The organism is Nocardia sp. NPDC056564 (assembly GCF_042793755.1).
GTDB lineage: Bacteria > Actinomycetota > Actinomycetes > Mycobacteriales > Mycobacteriaceae > Nocardia.
Genome location: NZ_JBHTUR010000003.1, coordinates 16,184 through 37,367, shown reverse-complemented (window position 1 = coordinate 37,367; position 21,184 = coordinate 16,184). Strand labels below are relative to the sequence as shown.

19 protein-coding genes are annotated in these 21,184 nt (G+C 68.1%); 15 read left to right on the top strand and 4 right to left on the bottom strand.

Translation table 11 applies throughout. The annotated features are described in order from the left end of the window. Positions 1 to 30 precede the first annotated feature (30 nt). Positions 31 to 237, bottom strand: coding sequence for a ferredoxin (locus ACFQ9K_RS08205; protein WP_378722813.1), 207 nt, complete (start codon positions 235 to 237; stop codon positions 31 to 33). 4 nt (positions 238 to 241) lie between these two features. Next, a complete protein-coding gene (locus ACFQ9K_RS08200; protein ID WP_378722812.1) occupies positions 242 to 1,429 on the bottom strand; it encodes a cytochrome P450 in 1,188 nt (395 codons plus the stop codon). Positions 1,430 to 1,879: 450 nt separating this feature from the next. Between ACFQ9K_RS08200 and ACFQ9K_RS08195 the strand changes: the two genes are divergently transcribed. After that, positions 1,880 to 2,344, top strand: a complete 465-nt coding sequence (locus tag ACFQ9K_RS08195; protein ID WP_378722811.1) for a thioesterase family protein — start codon at positions 1,880 to 1,882, stop codon at positions 2,342 to 2,344. 3 nt (positions 2,345 to 2,347) lie between these two features. Here the strand turns inward: ACFQ9K_RS08195 and ACFQ9K_RS08190 are convergent, their stop codons facing one another. Beyond that, positions 2,348 to 2,986, bottom strand: a complete 639-nt coding sequence (locus tag ACFQ9K_RS08190) for a TetR/AcrR family transcriptional regulator (RefSeq protein WP_378722810.1) — start codon at positions 2,984 to 2,986, stop codon at positions 2,348 to 2,350. Positions 2,987 to 3,183: 197 nt separating this feature from the next. Between ACFQ9K_RS08190 and ACFQ9K_RS08185 the strand changes: the two genes are divergently transcribed. Beyond that, complete coding sequence (locus ACFQ9K_RS08185) at positions 3,184 to 4,089, top strand: LysR family transcriptional regulator (RefSeq protein ID WP_378722809.1); 906 nt, start codon at positions 3,184 to 3,186, stop codon at positions 4,087 to 4,089. A gap of 34 nt (positions 4,090 to 4,123) precedes the next feature. Here ACFQ9K_RS08185 and ACFQ9K_RS08180 read toward each other — a convergent pair whose 3' ends face one another. After that, positions 4,124 to 4,561, bottom strand: coding sequence for a hypothetical protein (locus ACFQ9K_RS08180; RefSeq protein WP_378722808.1), 438 nt, complete (start codon positions 4,559 to 4,561; stop codon positions 4,124 to 4,126). 175 nt (positions 4,562 to 4,736) lie between these two features. On the opposite strand from ACFQ9K_RS08180, the gene ACFQ9K_RS08175 reads away from it, so the two are divergent. The 13 genes from ACFQ9K_RS08175 (at position 4,737) to ACFQ9K_RS08115 (ending at position 21,183) form a co-directional block, all read left to right on the top strand. Next, on the top strand, positions 4,737 to 5,897 hold the full coding sequence (locus ACFQ9K_RS08175; protein ID WP_378722807.1) for an MFS transporter: 1,161 nt from the start codon (positions 4,737 to 4,739) through the stop codon (positions 5,895 to 5,897). A gap of 674 nt (positions 5,898 to 6,571) precedes the next feature. Continuing rightward, on the top strand, positions 6,572 to 8,689 hold the full coding sequence (locus ACFQ9K_RS08170) for an isocitrate lyase/phosphoenolpyruvate mutase family protein (RefSeq protein ID WP_378722806.1): 2,118 nt from the start codon (positions 6,572 to 6,574) through the stop codon (positions 8,687 to 8,689). Continuing rightward, positions 8,686 to 9,690, top strand: coding sequence for an aminotransferase class I/II-fold pyridoxal phosphate-dependent enzyme (locus ACFQ9K_RS08165; RefSeq protein WP_378722805.1), 1,005 nt, complete (start codon positions 8,686 to 8,688; stop codon positions 9,688 to 9,690). The genes ACFQ9K_RS08170 and ACFQ9K_RS08165 overlap by 4 nt, the downstream gene beginning before the upstream one ends. Beyond that, positions 9,687 to 11,570 (top strand): alpha/beta fold hydrolase, encoded by a 1,884-nt coding sequence (locus tag ACFQ9K_RS08160; RefSeq protein WP_378722804.1) that lies wholly within the window; start codon positions 9,687 to 9,689, stop codon positions 11,568 to 11,570. Before ACFQ9K_RS08165 ends, ACFQ9K_RS08160 begins: the two co-directional genes overlap by 4 nt. After that, positions 11,564 to 12,742 carry a phosphonopyruvate decarboxylase gene (gene aepY / locus ACFQ9K_RS08155; RefSeq protein ID WP_378722803.1) on the top strand — a complete coding sequence of 393 codons (1,179 nt, stop codon included), beginning with the start codon at positions 11,564 to 11,566 and terminating at the stop codon, positions 12,740 to 12,742. Before ACFQ9K_RS08160 ends, aepY begins: the two co-directional genes overlap by 7 nt. Next, a complete protein-coding gene (locus tag ACFQ9K_RS08150) occupies positions 12,720 to 13,943 on the top strand; it encodes a hypothetical protein (protein WP_378722802.1) in 1,224 nt (407 codons plus the stop codon). Before aepY ends, ACFQ9K_RS08150 begins: the two co-directional genes overlap by 23 nt. Beyond that, a complete protein-coding gene (locus ACFQ9K_RS08145; RefSeq protein ID WP_378722800.1) occupies positions 13,936 to 14,808 on the top strand; it encodes a TauD/TfdA family dioxygenase in 873 nt (290 codons plus the stop codon). The genes ACFQ9K_RS08150 and ACFQ9K_RS08145 overlap by 8 nt, the downstream gene beginning before the upstream one ends. A 13-nt stretch (positions 14,809 to 14,821) precedes the next feature. Next, positions 14,822 to 15,010, top strand: a complete 189-nt coding sequence (locus ACFQ9K_RS08140; protein ID WP_378722798.1) for a hypothetical protein — start codon at positions 14,822 to 14,824, stop codon at positions 15,008 to 15,010. Positions 15,011 to 15,017: 7 nt separating this feature from the next. Beyond that, a complete protein-coding gene (locus ACFQ9K_RS08135; RefSeq protein ID WP_378722796.1) occupies positions 15,018 to 16,070 on the top strand; it encodes a hypothetical protein in 1,053 nt (350 codons plus the stop codon). Continuing rightward, positions 16,067 to 17,506: a phosphonoacetaldehyde dehydrogenase gene (phnY, locus tag ACFQ9K_RS08130; protein ID WP_378982967.1), complete on the top strand. Its 1,440-nt coding sequence runs from the start codon at positions 16,067 to 16,069 to the stop codon at positions 17,504 to 17,506. The genes ACFQ9K_RS08135 and phnY overlap by 4 nt, the downstream gene beginning before the upstream one ends. 7 nt (positions 17,507 to 17,513) lie before the next feature. Continuing rightward, the gene (locus ACFQ9K_RS08125) at positions 17,514 to 18,713 is read left to right on the top strand and encodes an acetyl-CoA carboxylase biotin carboxylase subunit family protein (protein WP_378727219.1); all 1,200 of its coding nucleotides are present in this window, start codon (positions 17,514 to 17,516) and stop codon (positions 18,711 to 18,713) included. After that, the gene (locus tag ACFQ9K_RS08120) at positions 18,710 to 19,915 is read left to right on the top strand and encodes an acetyl-CoA carboxylase biotin carboxylase subunit family protein (RefSeq protein ID WP_378982964.1); all 1,206 of its coding nucleotides are present in this window, start codon (positions 18,710 to 18,712) and stop codon (positions 19,913 to 19,915) included. The genes ACFQ9K_RS08125 and ACFQ9K_RS08120 overlap by 4 nt, the downstream gene beginning before the upstream one ends. Continuing rightward, positions 19,912 to 21,183 (top strand): MFS transporter, encoded by a 1,272-nt coding sequence (locus ACFQ9K_RS08115; RefSeq protein WP_378720912.1) that lies wholly within the window; start codon positions 19,912 to 19,914, stop codon positions 21,181 to 21,183. The genes ACFQ9K_RS08120 and ACFQ9K_RS08115 overlap by 4 nt, the downstream gene beginning before the upstream one ends. Position 21,184: the final 1 nt, after the last annotated feature.

Here is a 21,184-nt window from a genome sequence, read left to right as displayed (position 1 = left end):
TCCTCGCTGGATGACGATCTCGTTTGCCGGCTACTTGCCTCGAACGGGATTCGCTTCCCGAATGGCCCCGGTCGGACAATTACTCGTGGCGATCTCGAGTTCGGACAACGCCGCGGAATCGCGACGAACCCGCGCCTGATTGGGCGCCACCGGCTCGAACGAATTCGGGTAGGCGCCGAAGCACAGTCCGGTGCCCATACACGACTTCCGGTCGACGTAGAAACGACGCTCTTCCATGGGATTACGCCGCTCCATTCGCAATGCCCTTGTTCACCCGAAGCTTTCGGGGACTACGGGTCACCATGCCGATGATCCAGGTGAGCTCGTCGATATCGTCAGCCAGCGTCAGATCGGGGAAAGCGCGCGCGAGCCCACGCAGCGCGAGCCCCAATTCCCAGCGCGCCAGCCAGGCGCCGATGCACAGGTGCGGCCCGGAGCTGAAGGTCAGATGCGGTACCTCGAGATCGGCTTCGGTGTCGATCTTCGAAACCGGGCAATGGAATTCCGGATCATGGTTGGAAGCCACCACATCGATGGCGACCACATCGCCCTTGCGGAACTGCACTCCGCCGACGACGATATCCGCCTTGGTATACCGCAGTGGTCCCGGCCGGTGTTTCCGATCGCCAAGGGGAGTTATGCGCAGCAGATCCTCGACGATCCGCTCCATCTTGTCGTCGTCCGCCGTGCGCAACGCCGCCCAGGCTTCCCGGTCGTACGCGAGCAGATAGACGAGGAAATTCCCGAGCATCGACATCGTCGTCTCGTGACCCGCCATGATCAAGACACAGACCAGTGTGGTCAGTTGCCCCTCTGGAATCGTCCCGTCGTCGCGTTGTACCAGGTAACTGATGAGATCCTCACCGGGTTCGGCCCGCCGGGCCGCCATGAGTTCCCTGGCCCAGTCCTTGAATTCCTCGTTGCTCTTCTGGATGTCGTCGAGCGTGACACCCTCGGTGGTGAGCGAGATCTCGCTCCAGCGCAGCATGTCGGCCTCGCGGGCGACGGGCAGCCCCATCAGTCTGGTGATCACCGAGACCGGCAGCGTGTGGGTGAATTCCGCGATCAGGTCGAAGCCGTCGGGCAATTCGTGCAACGCCGATACGTACTTCGCTACGACCGATTCGATCCACGGCCGCCACAGCGCGATGGCCGACGGCGTGAACGTTCGCTGGAGCAAACCGCGGAGGCGCCGGTGGTCGGCGCCGTCGAGATTGGTCAGGTTGTCCGGATCCTCGATCATGTTCGGCGAGGGAACGAGATCGGGCAGTTCGCCGGAGAACAGATCGGCCCGGCCGAAGCTGGGGTCCGCGAATACCTTCCTGGCGTCCGCATAACTGGTGACCAACCAGCATTCCGGCCCGGCGGGTAGCTTGAATTTCGTCGGCGGTGCGTTCTTCCGCTTGGTAGACAAATGTGTCGGCTGCACGTTTCTCCTCTTCTCTGGATGGATATGTAATCCGCCCGGCGTGCTAGCGCTCGATCGAGCTGCGTGTGATTCGACATCACGACGGGTCTGGCATCTATGGCAAATCAAGACATCGTCGAAACCCCCGCCTGCATCTTCCGTCAGCTGTAACCATGCGATATGCGAAGGGGCACAATAAGATTCGGAGTGATGTTGCTATCTTGTCGCCCCTTCTTCGGACATTACGTCACCTGAATACCCACCGCAACGGATGCGGCGGAGGCTGTGATTCAAGTCACCGAAGATCATCGGCGGCCTGTTTCGGGTGCTTCTGCGCCAGCGAGCAGAAGTGCCAAACTGGTTCCGCCAGAACGTAGTTCGGCCATGAACGACGCGGTCGCAGTTGCCCCAAACAAGCGCTTGGTTGTACTCTGTGCGGGTAACTGCTGACAACGTGGGGAAGGTGGCGGTTTGCGAACCCTCGAATGTGACGTCGATGCGGACTGGATCGATATCAACGACCACATGAACGCCCAGTACTACGGGATCGTGGTCTACCGTGCGCATGCCGCGTTCACCGATGCCCTCGGCCTCGGCGACGATTACGTCCGGACCACCGGCTTCGGGAAGGTCGTCGTGCAGACCGCCATGACCTACGAACGAGAGGTGCTGCAAGGGTCACGGCTGGCCGTCGATTCCTGGTTGCTGGGAGTGGATGCCAAGCGGCTGCACTTCTTTCACGAGGTGCGCAATCTCGGCGACCGGACGCGGGTGGCCGTATCCGAACAGTTGGACCTGCACGTCGATCTCGGCACGAGAAAGACCGCCCCGCTGCCCGCCGACGTCCTGACCCGCCTCACCCGGTTCGCCGCCGAACAGCGCGAAGCCGGTCATCCCGACGGCGTGGGGCGCACGATCAGGTTCCCGCGGAATTGACGATCACCGAGCCCGGCCCACCCCGTGCAATACGATCTCGAAGTACTTGTGCGACAACTCTTGTGCCGACCTTCCGCAGCCCGGTCGGTACCACCGGACCGCCGACCAGACGGCATCGCGCAGATACCTGTAGGTCAGATCCACATCGAGTTCCGCCCGCAGCCGCCCGAGCGCGACACCGGCCCGTAGCAGTTCGGTCCAGTTCCGCTGGAACTCGAGGTGGTAGTCGTCGAGATAGGCGAATCGCGCCGAGCGCGCGCTCAGCCGGGCCGATTCGGCCTGATAGATGACGACGGCGTCGTGATGGATGAAGATCGACTCGAACGAGGCCTCGAGGATCAGCCGGAGGGTTTCCACCGGGTCGAAGCCACCGAGCTTGATGTCGCCGTATCGGCCGAACAGGTCCTCCAGGAACTCGCGCAGAATCTCGTCCACCATCGCGTCTTTCGAGTCGAAGTGGTAGTAGATGCTGTCGGCGAAAGTACCTGCTTCCTCGCCGATGTCGCGCACCGTGGTGGCGGCGAATCCGCGCTGCGCGAACGTCCGCGCTGCGGTACGCAGCAGCTCCGCACGCCGTTCGGGAGCTGAAATGTCGATCGCGACAAGGGGATCGCAATGCAGTGCTTCGAAAACGTCGGACATGATTCCCCTTCACTGGTCCGCGACGGTTGGTGCGCAGACTGAACCCGATGCTCGTAATACGAAGGGCAACAACATATTCGAGCACGCCCACCCCACCTGGAACGGTGGTTGTATCGAACCTCCCATATGTGCGGCGGGTCGATCAAGGCGTGATCGGGACACGATCATGAAGGTGAACTGAACAATGGGGGGTACCGATGATCGAACGGCAGGAAGTCGAGATCTTTCTCACCCTGGCCGAAGAGTTGCATTTCGGGCGCACGGCGAAGCGGTTACATCTGTCGCCGTCCTCGGTGAGCCAGACCGTGGGAAAGCTGGAGCGGCGCATCGGAACTCCGCTGTTCCATCGGACGAGCAGGCAGGTGAAGCTGTCCGAGATCGGTGCGCAGCTGTATCAGGATCTGCTGCCGGCCTGGTCGCAAGCACAGGCCGCGATGGCGCGGGCCATCCGAGCGGGGCAGGGCGGCGAGCACGCGCTGGACATCCTGTTCATCAGCATCGGTGGTGGGCATCTGCTGACCACCGCCGCCGACGAGTTCCGGCGCCGGTCGCCGCACTGTCAGGTGCGTATCCGCGAGGCCCAGTTGGCCGACGTGATGCAGCGGCTGCGCGCCGACACCGCGGACGCGGCGTTCATGCCGTACCCGGTGACGGATCCGGATATCGTCGCGGGACCGGTGCTGATCACCGAACCTCGGTTGCTGGCCGTCTCGGCGACGCACCGCTTGGCCGGGAAGCCGGAGATCTCGCTCGAGGAACTCGCCGACGAGCAACTGCTCCGGATGCCCGAATCGATGCCGGAATCGGTTCGGGTGGACCGCAATCCGGCCTACACCCCGGCGGGCCGACGGATCCCCCAGGGCGCCGTCTCGGAGACCTTCCTGGAGCTGATGATGCTCGCGGCGGCGGGCAAGGGGGTGGTCATCGTCTCCGCGCACACCGCGCTGTTCCACGTCCGCCCCGACCTGGCCTATGTGCCGATCCGCGACGCCGGGCCGCTGCAGTGGGGCCTGGTGTGGCGCGCCGATCGAGACACCGCACTCCTGCAGGCCTTCAACGAGGTGTGTGCCACCGTAGCCGCCGAGGATCCATTGGGGCAGTGATGTTTTCCAGGGCTTCCCGCCACGTCACGCGTACTCAGGGGTGGATGCGGGCCGCGACTGCCAATCGAAGATTGGCGCGTTGCAGGGCGGCTCGGGCGTCGGTGTCCTCGCGGTTGTTCGTCAGCCGCTGTGCCGCGTCGGACTGTGCGGCCCTGGCTCTGGTCACATCGATGCGGTCCGCGAACTCCAGGGCATGGGCTTGCAGGCGGACCTCGTCGTCGCGCACCCGAACGGTGCCACCGTGCAGGGCGGCCAGCCACTGGCGGCCGCGGGCGCGCACGGTGAGCACACCGATGTCCAGGGCGGTCTCGAGTTCCTGATGGCCGGGCTCGATCACGTACTCACCGTCGAGCGCGGGTAGGTGAACGGCCTGCGCGCCGAAGACGAATTCACGATAACCAGGCACCGACAGCGCGACCGCCAAGGTTTTCGCGGAGCGCGACCGCACGCCCGGACCGGCATCTCGCTGCATCGCGGCACCTTCTTCCACTGGTCGACAGCACTGTTGACGGCTGGGCGCGACGGTCGCCGACCGTCCGGCCCCGACGGCGAGTACCCACGCCCGGATCCGTAAAACCAGACCGAAACCCCGACGCCGCCACGCGGTCCTCGCTCTGGTCACGGTGCTGATCCGGCATACTTGCCGGGTGGGGGTGCAGTCGGCGGGCGGCGGCGGGCCGCGGGCGTTCCGGTTGCTGTGGATCGGGATTCTGGTCAATCGGCTGGGTATGCCGACTCCGCCGTTCGTGGTGTTGTACGCGAGCGCCACTCATCTGGGGGACGTGGGGATCGTGGCCGTGGTGGCGGCGAGCGGGGTGGGCCAGACGGTGGCGTCGCTGGCCGGCGGCGTGCTCTCCGACCGGTACGGGCCGCGAAGGACGATCATGTATTCGCAGGCTGTCGGCGTCGTGGCCGGCGCCGCACTGCCGGCTGTGCACGGCGTGGTCTCCGTGGTGGCGCTGGTCCTGCTCGGTACCGCGTGCGCCTCCGCGCCGCGGCCCGCGGCCAACGCGCTGGTGCCCGCCCTGATGGCGCCCGCGGCACGGGTCGCCGGTTACGGGCGGCTCTACTGGTCGCGCAACATCGGCAGCTCCCTTTCCCCATTGGTCGCCGGGCCTCTGGTGCAGTTCTGGCCGCCCGGCATCTTCGTGCTCGGCGCGCTCACGTCGGCGCTGTTCGCCGTGCTCGCCACGGTTCTGCCGGTGGCGCCGGGCCCGGCGGGACCGAATGGCGCGGGGATCGTCCGCGGCCTCCGCGCGCCCTATGCCCAGCCGGTCGTGGCCTGGTTCTTGGTGGCGACCCTGATCCTTTCGTGTCTCTACATGCAGAAGCAGGGTGCGTTACCGCTGGACATGACCGCGCGGGGATTGACGCCGACGGAACTGGGCCTGGTGCTTTCGCTCAGTGGGGTGCTGGTGGTCGTGCTCCAGCCGGTCATCACGCCCGCGGTGGCCAGGATACCGTTCGGAGCGGCGGCTGCGTCGTCCGCCGCATTGATCGGAATCGGCTTGGGGACAACAGTTTTCGCTACCGACGCGGGGTGGTACGCGGCCACGGTGGCGACGTGGACGGTGGGCGAGATCATGCAGGTGCCGCTGGCCGCGGATTTCATGAGCACGCGTGCACCCGATGGCGAAGCCGGTGCCTACCAAGGGGCTTACGGGTTCATGTGGAACCTCGGCCTGGCCGCGGGCGCGCCGGTCGGGCAGCTGATCTTCGTCTCGGCCGGGCCGACGGTGCTATGGACCGGTGTCGCGGCACTGGGCATGGCGGTCGCCCTGGGGCACCTGCTCGTTTTCACACGATGACGATATCCGCGAAATTGCGACCGATGTCGATATGCGGCGCGGAAAAGGCGCCGACGCAGTGCGGGGCGTTACCCCGCGGGAAATGTGCACCGCAGCGGATTCCGGCCGTTGCGGATATTGCAATTCATACTTCCAAGTTTATTGTTCCCCCTCGCGGATCTGTCCCGGACAATCGGTGCGCGGGTAGAGATCATTTCCGGCACCGTGCGGCCCGAGGCGACAACAGATGTTCTACCACGCATGGCCGCGCGACGGTATCCCCAGTTGCCGCCACGGCGGTGATGTCTCGAATTGGACTGGTGCTCAACGGAATATATATTCCGCTTCGCTCGGGCTTCGGCGGTAGATCGGTTCGAAGCGCGGATGTGGTTGCGTACCAACACAATCGACGGTACAACCGCATCGGCAACGCGGTGGCTGTCCTGCCCCATTTCTCGGGGGCCGCCCCGACGTGTTTGTTCGCGTAACCGTCCGTGACGGCAAGCGGGTGTGGCGCATGTTCGGCAATTGTCTTAAGCAGGTTGACATTTGGATGAATTGGAGGATGCTGGTGTGAACGCAAGGTTACGCGGTGGGGATTGATCATCGCCGAGCGATGATCACGTTGTCCCGCGCCTGACCGCCGTATCGGGGGATGCATAAGCTGACCTCACATCTGGGGATATGGATGTGTGATGGAGAAACTTCGTGCTCTGCAGAGCCTGTTCGACAGTGCCGAGCTTGGCTTTCTGATGGGCGCACACGACGCGGTTTCCGCGAAAATCGCCCAGGACGCGGGCTTTCCGGGCGTATGGGTCTCCGGGCTCGGCCTTTCGGCGATCAATGGGTTGCGCGACTCCAACGAGTTGTCGTGGACCCAGGTCATGGAGCGCATCGAAATGCTCTCGGACCGAATTGCCGTGCCTGCGCTGGTGGACATGGACACCGGGTACGGCGACTTCAACAATGTGCGGCTCGCGGTGCGCAGACTGCAGCGGATCGGCGCCGGCGGCGCCTGCATCGAGGACAAGCTGTTCCCGAAGGCCAACTCCTTTCTGGCTGCCGGTCAGGTCCTGGCCGAGCCGGGAGAGTTCTGTGGCCGCTTGAAAGCGGCGAAGGACACGGCCGCCGACGTCTTTCTGGTCGCGCGCTGTGAGGCGCTGGTCGCCGGGCAGTCGCTGTCCGAGGCGATCGACCGTTGCGGGCTGTACGCCGCGTCCGGCGCCGACGCGGTGCTGATCCACTCGAAAAAGACCGTCCCCGACGAGGTCCTCGCCTTCATGGCCGAATGGGACGGGCGGGTGCCGGTCGCCGTCGTGCCGACCAAGTATTCCGACGTCGAACCCGCGGTGCTCGAACAGGCGGGGGTATCGGTCGCCATCTGGGCGAATCAGAGCCTGCGCGCGGCGATCGTCGCCATGCAGCGGTTGTGCGGCGATCTGGCGGAGCGGAAGACCATGCGGGGGCTGGAGGGCGGTATCGCCGATCTGTCCCGGGTGTTCGAGCTGGCGAACAACGCGGAGCTGGATCGGGCCAAGGCGCAGTACGGACGCTACCTGCCGCCGGGCCGAGAACCGCTGGCGGCCAACGGATCCCTGAGCCGGGCCGCGGAGACGGTCGAGGACGTCATCCGTTTGCGCCGCGCGTGGTCGGCCGTGCGACCGCTGGCCGACGACGCCGAGGCGAACCTGCTCGAGCACGCCGGCGCCACGGTGCCCTTCTATCAAGGCGTTGGCGCACAGAAGCTTTCGGAACTGCCGATCGTGCATCGCCGGGCCTATGAGCACGGAATCGCCGACTTCACCTCCCTGGCGCCGACCGGGGAGAACCACCTGAACTCCAGTGGTACCACCGGCAACCCGCTCACGATCGCCATGGACGACGCGTCCTGGTACGCCGTCAACTATCACTTCTTCACCCAGATCAGCGAGCTGGCCGGGTTGCCGCCGGATGGCTTCGCCGCGGGTGAGCTCGCGGTGCTGTTCGTCAGCAACAAGCCCGGCCGCGACAGCTTCGTCCGACCGCTGCCCGCCCTGAATTACGGTCTGTACGCCCGGCTCCAGCTGGACCTCTCGGCCAAGGCCGCGCACACCTTCACCCGGCTGCCCGCGCAGATTCTCTACGGCAAAGCGACCTATCTGCTCGATCTCCGCGCCGCGCTGCTCGCGCAGGGCATCGCGAGTCCGCCCTGGTCGCCGCGGCTGGTGCTGGTCAGCGGTGAACCGCTGCACACCGACGACCGCGCCCGGCTCACCGAGTACTACGGCGCGCCGGTGGTGGACGCGCTGGCGTCCACCGAAGGCGGGCTGATCGCGGCTACCCGGCCGGGCGAGGACGACTATCAGGTGTTCGCCTCGAACGTCCGGCTCGAGGTGCTGACCGACGACGGCGCCGTGCGCGATGCGGGCGTGGGTGAGCTCGTGCTGACCAACCTGATCTACCGCGACACCGTTTTCCTGCGCTACCGCACCGGCGACCGGGCCGAGCTGGAGACCGGCCCCGGCGGCGGCCAGCGGCTGTTGCGCCTGTGGGGCCGGGAGCCACGGACCCTGCGTTTCGGCACGCGCAGGCTCGAGACGCGGGAGCTGACCGAGCGGTTCGGCTCGCTGCCCGGCATGGGCGACTTCCAGATCGTCTCCCGGCGCGACGGAGCGTTGCTGCGCTGGATGCCCGACGCCGGGTGGCCGGAGCCGGAAGCCTTGCGCCGCAGCCTGCGGGCTGCCGTCGACGAGCTGCTTGCGGACCAGGAGGTCGAGTTCGAGCTGTGCTCGCGGATCACTCCGCCGGGTGGCAAGAAGCGGAGGTTCCGGTGACGGTGGATCTCACCTGGACCGGCAGCCAGTTCCTCGACCCGGTCGTGCACACGGCGGAGATCGTGGCGGCGACGAGCACGGTCGATCTGACGACCAAGGACGAGACCTGGTGCACGTCCGTGGCCGCGGCCTGTGCGCGGTATTTCGGGTTGCCCGCCGGTTCGGTTCGGGTGGCGGCCGGCGCCACTCAGCTGATCGATGTGTTGTTGCGCAAGCACTTTCGCGGGCTGGTGGTCGACATCGTGCCCGGGTTCCACCTGACCGCGACCATCTGCGCGCAGGCGGGCCGGCCACGGGTAGCGGTCGCGGTGCGCGAGCCGGAGGAACTGCTGCCCGCACTCGCGCCCTACCTGGACCGGCCGGAGGCGGTGTTTTCGCTGTCGTCGCCACGGAATCCGCTCGGCTACCAGTTCCCGCTCGCCACGATCACGGCGCTGCTCGAACGGGCGCGCGGCGTGGTCCTGCTCGATGAGGTGTATGCGGATTTCGCCGACAGCTCGGCGCTGAGCCTGGTCCCGGAGTATCCGAATCTATATGTGGTGCGGACGTTCTCGAAGGCGTGGGGGCTGGCGAATCTACGGATCGGGTTCGCCGCCTCCGCCGCGTTCGAAGCGGGGGCGACCATCCCGCTGATCCCGAACGCCGTCGCCGGGATCGCGCAGCGCGCGGTCGGCCACCTGCTCGCGCACCCGGAGCGGGTCGTCGAAAGCATCGCCGCCGCAAAGGAATCCCGGGATCGGATGATCGGCGCGTTGCGCGAGATGCCGAGTCTTCGAGCGTGGCCGTCACAGTCGAACTACCTGTGCGTCGAGACGCCGCTGGCCGGCGAGCTGGCGGCTCGCCTCGCCGAGATCGGCTACCCGGTCCGGCTGTTGCACGACCTCTCCGGCTATCCCGCCGAATTCCCGGTGGGCATCCGGCTGACCGTGCCGCGTCCGCCGCATCTCGACGCGGTGCTGCGCATGATCGCCGCGATACATGACCGGGCGGTCACGCGATGAACACGGGGGAGTTGAACGGGCCGCCGACCATGAGCCCGGACGGGCGCCGGATCGCGTGGTTGTCCAGCGGTGACGCCGCGCCGCGGCTGGTGCTGTTCGACGTCGCTCGCCGCCGCGTCGAGTCCGGCGGCACCGGTGCTCCGGACCGCGTGCGCGCGTTCAGCTGGACCCACCTGCCCGGAACCGGGCTGGCTCTGGCCGACGCCACCGGCCGCGAAGAGTGGTCGCTGCACCGCGTGCGGGGCGCGGAATGGACTGTGCTGGCGCAGGATTCGGGCGCGCAACTGCGCATCGCGGGGATCGGCCAGCGGCGCCCCGCCGAGGTACTCATCGCCACGAACGGGAGAGACCCGGAGCACCACGACTACGACGTCCTCGATCTGCGCACCGGCGTGCGCACCCGCGTGCTGCGCAACACCGGTTACGCGGCGTGCTATTTCGATGCCGACTTCCGGCCGCGGCTGCTGGAGACGGTGAATCCGGACGGCTCACGCGACCTCTGGCACGACCTGGCGGCCCGGCGGCTGTTCCTGCACATTTCGCACGAGGCCGCGCTGGTCACCCGGTTCAGCCATTTCTCCGCGACCGGTGAGCTCGTGTATTTCGTGCTGCCCGAAGGCGATACGGGAACCCGCCTGGTCGCGCTGCACTGCCGTCCGGGCGAGCGGGCCACGGAGGCGAACACCCTCTTCTCCGTCCAGCGTGCCGATGTCGTGCGAGTGCTCGCCGAGCCCGCGTCCGGGCGACCGGAGTATCTCGAGGTGGAACGGTTCCGCCGGCGCATGGTCGCGCTCACCCCGTCGCTGGAATCGCCGTTGCGCGTGCTGCGGCGTCGGCTCGGCTCGGCGCCGTTGATCCTGGAACGCCGACTGGGCGACCGGTATTGGCTGATCGCCCAGCATCGGACCGATGCGGACGCGAGCTATTTCGGCTACCAGCCGGCCCTGGACGAACTGTGGCCGCTCGCGCAAGCGCGACCGGACCGGAGTCCCTCCCCGACCTTCTGCCGCGCGGCCGAGGTGCCGATGCGGACGGGGGATAGGGCGGTCACCTATCTGTCCGGACCCCGCGAGCTCGACCGGGAGAGATCCGCCGTGCTGCTCGTCCACGGCGGACCGTGGCGGCGCAGCGGCCTGGAGTTCGATCTGCGCCGGGCGTGGCTGGCCGAACAGGGATATGTCGTGCTGGAGCCGAACTTTCGCGGCTCGGCCGGCTTCGGCGCCCACTGGGTGAACGCGGCGGACCGGCAGTGGGGCGCGGCTATGCAGGACGACCTGGAAGACACCCTGGACTGGGCGATTCGGCGTGGCTATGTCGATCCCGCGCGCATCGCGCTGGTCGGTGGCAGCTACGGCGGTTACGCGGTGTTGCAGCTCGCCGCGACCTCCGCCCGGAGGTTCCGCGCCGTCGTCGCGCTGTCGCCGCTCACCGACCTGGTGGACTTCGTCGGGAACCTGCCCGCGCCGTGGCGCACGGCGGCGCCGATGGTCCACCGCCGCATCGGCGATCCCGCGCGGAGCGACGAGCGACGCCGGCTGGCCCGGCATTCGCCGGTGAACAACGCCGCGACGCTGGACTGTCCGGTGCTGTTGGTGCACGGCGCCGCGGACGCACGGGTGCCGGTGGAAATGTCGAGCCGGATGTTCCTGGCGCTGGCTCGTGCCGGTCTGGACGCGACGCTCGCGCTGTTTCCGGACGAGGGGCACGAATTCGTCGGCACGGCCAACCGGCGGGCCAGGGACGAGTTGATCGCGGGCTTTCTTGCCCGGCAGCTACGTGGCGGGGCCGAACGTCCCGACCTACCGGGATCGTCGAGCATGCGAGTGCTGCGCACGCCGAATGCCTCGGCCGTCCGCGATCCGCAGGAGCTGCCATGCTGAACCCCGCCTGGTTCCTGAACGAACTCGATCAGCACCGGATCGGCTGCATCACGGGCGTGCCCTGCTCCTATATCTCGGGCCTGTACTCGATGCTCGAGGACGGCACCCGGCCCTACTTCCCGGCGACGTCCGAGGGCGAGGCTGTGGCGCTGGCGGCAGGCGCCTGGCTCGCGGGCTCGCGCGGCCTGGTGCTCGCGCAGAACTCGGGTCTCGGCAATATGGTCAATCCGCTGAGCTCGCTCACCCAGCCGTTCGAGATCCCGGTGATCCTGGGCGTCTCGCGTCGCGGCTGGCCGGCGGGCACCGATGAACCGCAGCACGCGCTGATGGGCCGCATCACCCCGGACCTGTTGCGGCTGCTGGGGATCCGCACCGAGAACCTGGCCCTAGACCACGCTGCCGCCGCGCGGCAGCTGGCCCACGCGGCCGACCGATGCGACGACCGGCGGTCGACGGCATTCGTGCTCGAAAAGGGCATACTGGACAACGCGGTGCCGCCCGCCGAAGTGGTCGAGCCCGAACCACTTCCGTCCGCTACGGTGCGCGCACTGCGCGCCGGACCGCGGCCGACCCGGGCGCAGGTGCTCGATAGCTGGCTCGCACTGGGTGTTTCGCGCCCGACCGTCGCCACCACCGGCTACACCTCGCGGGAGTTGTACGGCCTCGACGACCGGGACAACCACTTCTATCTCGTGGGTTCGATGGGCTGTGCCCCTGCGCTCGCGGGCGGGCTCGCCGTCGCGGGGTTGCCGGTGACCGTGCTCGACGGCGACGGCGCGCTACTGATGCGGATGGGCTCGCTGGCCACCCTCGCCCGCCACGTCCGCACCCCGTTCCTGCACGTGGTGCTGGACAACGGCCGCCACGAATCCACCGGCGGGCAGCGCACGAACGGTGGTGTCGTCGACTTCGCCGCCGCGGCGCTGGCCTGTGGCTACCGGGCGGCGTGGCGGTGCGACGGCAGCGAAGCCGTGACCACCGCGTTGCGGGAAGCCGTTGCGCACCAAGACGGTTGCGTGCTCGTGCACTGCCTCGTCCGGCCCGGCGTCGCGTCGAAGCCGCCCAGGCCGAAGGACCGGCTGCCCGATCTCGCCCTCCGTTTCCGTACCCACGTCACCGACAATTTCGCCATAGCCGAAGGAGGCTCAGGTGGCTATTCGATTCGTCCGTAGCAACGCATTACTTCTCCTGGTACCCAAGACCGGGAGCACCTGGATCCGGTCGAAGCTCGGCGAGCTCGGGATCGACGTCGAATACCTCGGCGATCCGGCGATGCGCGACCACGATCTGCTCGCGTCCTTTGACCGCGCGCAGTACTCGTGCGTCGGCGCGTTCGTCCGCAACCCGATCGAGTGGTACCGCTCGTATTGGGCCTACCGGATGGAGAAGGGCTGGCGGCCGCGCTATCCGCTCGATGAGCACTGCGCCAGCGACGACTTCGAAACCTTTGTGCGCAAGGCCGTTTCCGTGCTCCCCGGTGCGCTCGGCAACATCTACCGGTCCTACGTCGGCCCGCCGGATGCCGAGATCGACTTCATCGGGCACCAGGAGCGGCTGGCGGAGGACTTCGCGAAGTTCCTGCGCACCATCGGCGAGGAGTTCGACGAATCCGTGCTGTGGCGCGGTCCCGCCGTCAACGCCACGACGACGCGGCCGGACTATCCGGAGGAACTCGAGGAGCTCATCACGCTCTCCGAATGGGAGACGATGGAGCGATTCGGCTATCTGGCCGACCGGCCGGACCCGATCGGGCTCGCGGAGATGCGCGCTCGGTTCCCCGAGCATGCCGACGACTATCGGTTGCTCGCGCTGTGGACCGAGCAGACCCACTGGCAGCCGGACGATCTCAAACGCAAGGCGGGCAGACCGATTCCGGCGGGCACCCGGCATGCCCGGGCCCACAGCAACTTCGCGCTGTCCGCGCTGCACAAGCAGGACGACGCGGACTACGCCGAGAAGCGCTATCGGCGTGCGCTGGAACTCGACCCGCAGCATCCGCGGACATTGTGCAACTACGCGCAGTTCGTGTGGCGGCAGCGCAACGACCCGCACGAGGCGCGCCGGCTGATGCTTCGCGCGCTGGCCGGGCGGCCGAATCATCCCTACACGCTGGGCAGGCTGGCTCGGCTCACCGATCGCGTGCTCGGCGACACCGCCCTGGCGGAGGTGCTTTACCGGCAGAGTCTGGCCGGCAACGACGCACAGGAGGAGGTAGCCGTCGAATTGGCCGATCTCCTTGTCCGTCAAGGGCATCCGGCCGCAGCCGCGAGCCTGCTGGCCGAACGCGCCGAACGCCCCGACACGGGTGAGCTGACCCGCGTCGCGCTGGCCACCATGATGCTGCACGCACGAAAGGATCGCGAAAATGCTTGAGCAGTCGGCTCCCGAGATTTCGAGCGAGACCATCCTGGGCGCGAGCGTGCCCGCGGCAGGCAGGTCCGTCGCCGACGTCGTGGCCGCCGCCCGCACCGTGCTGGACCGGCGCCGCGTCTGCCTGGTCCGCGGTTTCCCAACCGAGCCGGGCGAGTACCTGGAATTCCTGCGCGGATTCGGCACGCCCCTGGACAACTACGCCTCGCGCAGCGAACTGGCCGACGACGACCCACACCCGCAGATCAATCGGGTCAAGTACAAGCCGCCGGGCCAGTACACGCGCAAGTCCGTGCACTATCAGGAGGGCGAGCTGCGCCCGCACTCGGCGCGTTCCTGGCGCACTCCGCGCCCCGCGTGTTTCGCCATGCTGATGGTCGACCCCGGCTGGCGGGACACGCCAGCGGGGCAGCGCGGGGAGTCGCTGGTCCTGAGCTGGCGGCAGCTGTTCACCCGGCTCGCCGCGCGCGACGGCGAGACGTTCACCCGGCACTTCGATCGGCTCACCACGACGCCGATCCGGTTCGCGGCCAACAATGTTCGCGAGGAGTACACCGACATCCCGCTGTGTTATCCACTGCCCGACGCCACCGGCGCCTACGACGTCGGTGTCCGGCTCAAGCAGGACATCACCGACAAACTTCCCGGCCTCGAGGGGGAGATCAACGAGTTCGACGCCTATGCCGAGGCCGTCGACTACCTCGTGACCAATGCGGCCGATCCCGCCTTCCAGGCGTGTTTCCCGATGGACTCGGGCGATCTGCTGCTGATCGACAACAACCGGATGGCGCACGGCCGCCGCGACATCGTCGGCATGCGGGGCGACGCGATCAATCCCCGCGAGCTGTGGAGCGTCACCGTCGAATGAATGGAGAAGGACAATGACCGATCAGACACCCGCCCCCGAAGATCTCGCCGCCGCGTGCGCGCGACTACAGGGCGAACTCGACGCGATGCTCGGCACCCGCGACGCGGACGAGGCGGTCGGCTCGCTCGACCAGGCGGTGGCCTCGCTCAAAGGCGTTGAGCACCGCAATGTCTCGTCCGTCCAACTGGTCGCGCTGGACTAGTGCCGGCATGAGTTCTTTGCGACCGAAGGTGGCCGGCGAGACCGTCAAGCTGATCTGCTCGTGCGTGCGCAACGCACCGGCACTGCTGGACGGCCGGGAGCAGTTGATCCCGGTGAATCCCGAGCCGCGCGACGGCGATCTCGTCGTAGTGCGCTGTGTGGACGGCAACGGCGCCTACGACCATGTCGAGGACGAAACCGGGGCTGCGGTGCGCATCTATCCCGGCGACGTGTTCGTCGCGGTGCTCGGCACCCGCCGCTCCGGTACGAATCTGGTCGGTGAGATCCAGGATCGGCCGCTGGCCGTCGGCGACCCGCTCGACCTCGTCGCGCAGGGCGGACTGGTCGCCACCTGCGTCGCGGTGCCCGCGTACTACGGTTCGCGGGCAATGCCGGTGCAGGTCGTCGGCTTTCCCGGCATCGGCCGGATCGTGAATATCGCTGACGCACCGGTGATTCCGATCGCCGATCCCGCGCCGGCGCCCGCGGACACGCCGGTCCTTTTCGTGTGCGGTACCGCCGCCGAGGTGGGCAAGACCACCCTCGTCTGCACGCTCGGGATCGCCGCGAAACGGCGTCGCCCGAACCTGCGCCTCGCCGCGGTCAAGGCCTGCGGCACCGGCCGGGCGCGCGACCGCCTGCACTACCGCGACGCGAATTACGACGTGGTCACCGACTTCGTGGACGCGGGCATGGCCTCGACCTATGACGTCGATGTCGAACGGTTTCGTGCGATGCTGCGCACCTTGATCCGGCACGGGGCCGACCGTGCCGACCTCGTCGTCGTCGAGATCGGCGGCGACCTGCTCGAGGCAAGGGCGCCCGAGGCGCTGCAGATCATGGCCGAGTCGGCCGCGTCGTGCGTGTTGTTGACCAATGACGCGATGGGCGCGTGTGACGGGCTGCGGCGACTCGACGCCCTCGGCAGGCCGCCACTGCGAATCGGCAGCCTCAAACAGAACCCGCGATCACTGGCCGACCGGCTCGGCGTACCGCTCGAGACGATCCTCGAACTGGGCGACCCGGCCGCGTGTGAACGCTTGGTGGAGTTGGTGATATGAGCACTGAAGTACTGGCCGTCCGCGTGGACGGGCCGCGGATCGGTGGTAAGCGGCCGGTGTGCGCCGCCTCGATCGACGTGTGCTACCCGCATACCGGGGATGTGATCGGGATCGTCGGTCGGGCGAGCGCCGACGATGTCCGGCAGGCACTGGATTTCGCCGAAGGATTCCGGTGCTCGCTCAGTCGGTATGAGCGGCACCGGATTCTGGTGCGGGCACGCGAACTGATCGAGGCGCGCGCGGACGAGTGGGCCCGGCTGATCACGCTCGAGTCCGGTCTGTGCCTGCGCGATACCCGGCACGAGGTCCGGCGCACCTGTGATGTCCTGCAGTGCGCGGCGCATCAGGTGCTCGTCGAGCACGGCGGCGTCTATCCCGGCGACGTGACCCAAAGCGGCAGCGTGCGAAAGATTTTCACCTTCGCCGAGCCGTTGCTCGGGGTGATCTGCGCGATCACGCCGTTCAACCATCCGCTGAACCAGGTGGCGCACAAGGTAGTTCCGGCCATCGCGAGCGGCAATCGCATGGTGCTCAAACCGTCGGAGAAGACCCCGTTCTCGGCGTTGATGTTCGCCGACACGCTCTACGAGGCCGGGCTGCCGCCGGAAATGCTCCAGGTGGTCACCGGCGATCCGGCCGAACTCGGTGCGGCGCTACTGGACGACCCCCGGGTGAGCATGATCGCGTTCACCGGCAGCAGCACGGTGGGCAAGCGCATCGCGGTCCGGGCCGGATATCGCCGAGTGATCCTCGAACTCGGCGGGATCGATCCGGCCATCGTGTGCGACGACACCGATCTGGCGGCGGCGGCCGAGCTCGTCGCCCGTGGCGCGTACGGCAATTCGGGCCAGCGCTGCACCGCGATCAAGCGGGTGCTGGTGCAGACTTCCGTCGCGGCGGAGTTCACCGCACTGCTCGTGGAACGGACCCGGGCCTGGCGGACTGGCGATCCGCTCGATCCGGAAACCGATATCGGCACGGTGGTCGACGCGGCCGCGGCCAGGCGGATCGAGGACGCCGTGGCCGCGGCGGTCCGGACCGGCGCCGAGATCGCCTGCGGCGGAACACGGCTCGGCGCGCACTACGCACCGACCGTGGTCGAGCGGGTGACGCCGGAAATGGCGCTGGTCACCGAGGAGGTATTCGGACCGGTGGCGCCGATACTGCGGTTCGCGGACGACGCCGAGGCGATCCGGATCGCCAACTCCATCCGGTACGCGCTGTCGGCCAGTGTGCTGACCCGCGACCTGAACCGCGCGTTCGGCTTCGTCGCCGGGCTGCACGCAGGCAACGTCAATATCGCGGAGGTTCCAGGCTATCGACTGGAATCGATGCCGTTCGGCGGGCTCAAGGACTCGGGGCTCGGCGACAAGGAAGGGGTCATCGAAGCCATGCGGAACTACACCACCATCAAAACCTGCTCGCTGCCATGGTGAGCCCGGCATGAGACTGCTCGTTCTGCACGACAGCGCCTTCGCCCGGATGAGGTACGAGCGGGCCTTCGACCACGACGAGCACGACGTGGTCTACGCCGGGCCGGCCGAACGCCTCCGCGAGATTCCGACCGAAATTCGTTGCGGCAAGAAGGAATTGACGCCTGATCGGCCGGTGGCGGATCAGCTCCGGCCGTGGCTGCGCGAGCGGCCGCCGTTCGATCGGATCTTCGCCCGGCGCGAGCTGCTGATCATGCCTGCGGCCGAGTTGCGCGAGGAGTTCGGCATCCCCGGCATGCGGCCGGCGACCGCGCTGCGCTTCCGCGACAAGGTCGTCATGAAGGAGATTCTGGCCGGTGCGGGAATTCGTGTGCCGCGGTGGTTCCCGGTCACGGCCATGCCGGAGCGGGTGCCGTGGTCCGGCAAGGTGGTGGTCAAGCCGCGCGACGCGAATGCCAGCCGGGGGATCGTCGTCTGCGCGGACTACGCCGAGGCCCGCGCGCTGATCGCCGAGCGCGGCGGCGAGCCCGGCTTCACCGAGCGGTACGAGATCGAGGAGTATCTCGACGGCCCGGTCTGCGCCGTCGACGGATTCCTGTTCCGGGGTGAGCCGGTGGCGGTGCAGGCCGCCCGGTATGTCGGAACCTGCCTGGACTACGGGAACGGCAGTCCCTCCGGGACGGTCCAGCACGACGCGGCGGATCTCGCGGCGTGGGCGTGCGAGTGCGTGCGTGCCCTCGGCGGCGAGACCCTGACCTTCCACCTCGAGGCGATCATGACCGCGGACGGACCCGCCTTCCTCGAGGTCGCCGCCCGCGGCGGCGGCGGCCATCTCGGCGAGATGCTGTTGCGGCGCAGCGGTGTCCACCTGCACTCCGTCGACATGGCCACCGATGTCCGCGGCGAGCTGGCGACCGACCTGATCGACGCGCCCGCGTCCGAGCTCTACTACGGCGACTTCCTCTTTCCCGGGCATGTCTACGCGGGGGCGCCGGTCTCCATCACGGTGCCGCCGCGGCTGCTCGCCGATCCCATCCTGGTGAAGCACCGGATTCATCCGCAGGGCGCGCCGACCACGACCGCGCCCGGCTACGTGCCTGAGCACGTCGCCTTTTCCGGCATGATCGCCGGGCCCGATCCCGACGCGCTGGAAGGCTGGCTGCGCCGGCTGTTCGCCACGGTCACCGTGTCCACCGGCGGGGCGCGATGATCCGGCATTTCCTGCTGGTCGGCGGCGCCCGCGATGTCACGCCGATCCTGCGGCGCCGGCAACCGGACCTTCGGATCACCGTCATGGTCGCGGTGCCCCGGCTGCACAAGATTCGCCACCCCCGTGACTGTGCCAGGGTCATCGCGCTCGGCGACTCGGCCCCGATCGGCGAATGGGTCGCGCTCGCTCGCCGCGTGCACGAGCTCGAGCCGGTGCACGCGGTCGGCGCCTTCGGCGAATACGACCAGCACAGCGCGGCGGCGATCGCGGCCGCGCTCGGCCTGCCCTTCCACGCTCCCGAGGTCATCGCCCGGGTATATGACAAAACGCTGATGCGGCAACGGCTTCGGGCGCACGGCATCGACGACACCCCGGCGGCGGCGGTCGACACGCCTCAGGACCTGAAGCATTTCGCCGACGAGTACGGACTGCCGCTGATCGTCAAGCCGCGCAGCGGTTCCGGGAGCGAGCACATCGTCCGGGTGTCGACCGTGGCGGAACTGGACGCGGCACTGGCGCGGATGGACGGCGGCCGGTTGGTCGAGCGCTATCTGGACGGCGAAGAGATCAGCGTCGAGGCGTTCTCCGAAGGTGGCGTGCACCGGATCGTCGGGATCACGCGCAAGTTCAAGGACGCGGGCTTCGTCGAGATCGGGCACGTCGTCCGCGCGGCGACAGCCGCCGACGAGCCGGTGGCCGCCTATGTGCGCTCGGTGCTGGACGCACTCGGCATCGCGTTCGGCCCGACCCACACCGAGCTGATCCGCACGGTCGGCGGTCCACGAGTCGTGGAGACGCACACTCGTGCGGGCGGTGATCAGATCCCGCAGTTGCTGCACGCGGCGGCGGGTATCGATCTGGTCGACCTGGCGGTGCGGCAGTCGCTGGGTGCGCCGATGTTGCCGGTCCTCGACGCGATGCTCGCCGAGCCCGATCGTGCGTCGCGGGCCGGGGCGATCCGGTACCGGGTTCCGCACGCCGCCGGTCGTCTGCTTCGCGTTGACCGTCTCGATGAGGCCACCGCGGTCGCGCAGGTCACCGGCTGCACGGTACTCAAGGAGGCCGGTGACCGGCTGGTCGTGCCGATGCGCGACTCGGACGACCGGATCGCGTACTGCACGGCGGTCGCCGCCGATGCCGAATCCGCCAGCGCCGCAGCGGAACAGGCGGCAGCCCGGCTGGAAGTCGTGATCGAGCCGTGACCCGCTGGCAGGCGCTGCGCACCGTGGTCCTACCCCCGGCCGGGGCAGGCCGGATCGCCGGTTCCGCGCTGGCGGACGCGGTCGGTACGGGGGTGTTCGCCGCAGGCGCCGCGGTGTATTTCAGCCAGCGGCTCGGGCTGGGCATCACCGTCATCGCCGGCGGTCTCGCGCTCGCCGGCGCCGTGGCGCTCGCCGCCGTGACTCCGCTCGGCATGCTGTCCGATCGCTTCGGCTATCGGCGTGTCCTCCGGATCACGCACTTCGGCCGCGCGGCGCTCTATCCGTTGTTTCTCTTCGCCGGCGATATGGTGGCATTCGCCGTGTTGATCACTGTGGTGACCGTGCTGGATCGGCTTGCCGCCCCGGCGTTTCAGGCGATGGTGGGAGCCACCGTCGGCACCGAGCGGCGCAGCGAAACCATGGGCTACCTCCGGGCGATCCGCAATGCGGGCTTCGCGCTGGGCGGGTTGGTGACCAGCACGGCGATCGCGATCGGGACCACTACGGCCTATGACGTGCTGCCGATCGGCAACGCGGTCTCCTTCGCGGTGGCCGGAATCCTGTTGTCCGGCATCCCCAATGTCCGCGCGCCGCGGATCACCGCCGATGACCGGCCGCGCCGCCGGGTCAGGCCGCGCTACCTCGCCCTGGCCGCGCTCAACGTCGTGCTGCTGATGCACGACACCATCCTGCAACTGGCCCTGCCCCTGTATGTGCTCAACCAGACCGATCTCCCGGCGGCGATGCTGCCACCGATGTATGTGCTGAACACCGTGCTGGTGGTCGTGCTGCAACGCAGGCTGAGCCGGTGGTCGGCCACCATGCGGGGCGCGGCCCGCGCCGAGCAGGCCGCCGGGGTGCTGCTGGCCGTGACGTGCGTCTGCTTCGCGGCCGTGGCCGTGCTGGCGCCCGGCTACGGCGCCATCGCCCTGGTCGTCGGCGTGGTCGCGTTGACCGTGGGCGAGTCACTGCAGGTCGCCGGGGCGTGGGAGCTGTCCTACGAGCACGCGCCGAGCGCCGAGCGCGGTGCGCACCTCGCGGTGTTCAGTATCGGCGTGGGCGTACAGCACTCGGTGGGCCCGGCCATCGTCTCGCTGCTCGCCGCCTGGGGAGCCATCGCCTGGTTTCCCTTCGCCGCCGCCTTTGTCGTGGCCGGCACAGTGACGCGGCGGATCGCGAGCGAACCATGGCCTGCGCTCGACGCCGGGCCGGAGGTGTTGTCGCCGAAGACAACCCGGCTCCAAGAGCGCCCTGGATTTCGCCGGTGAG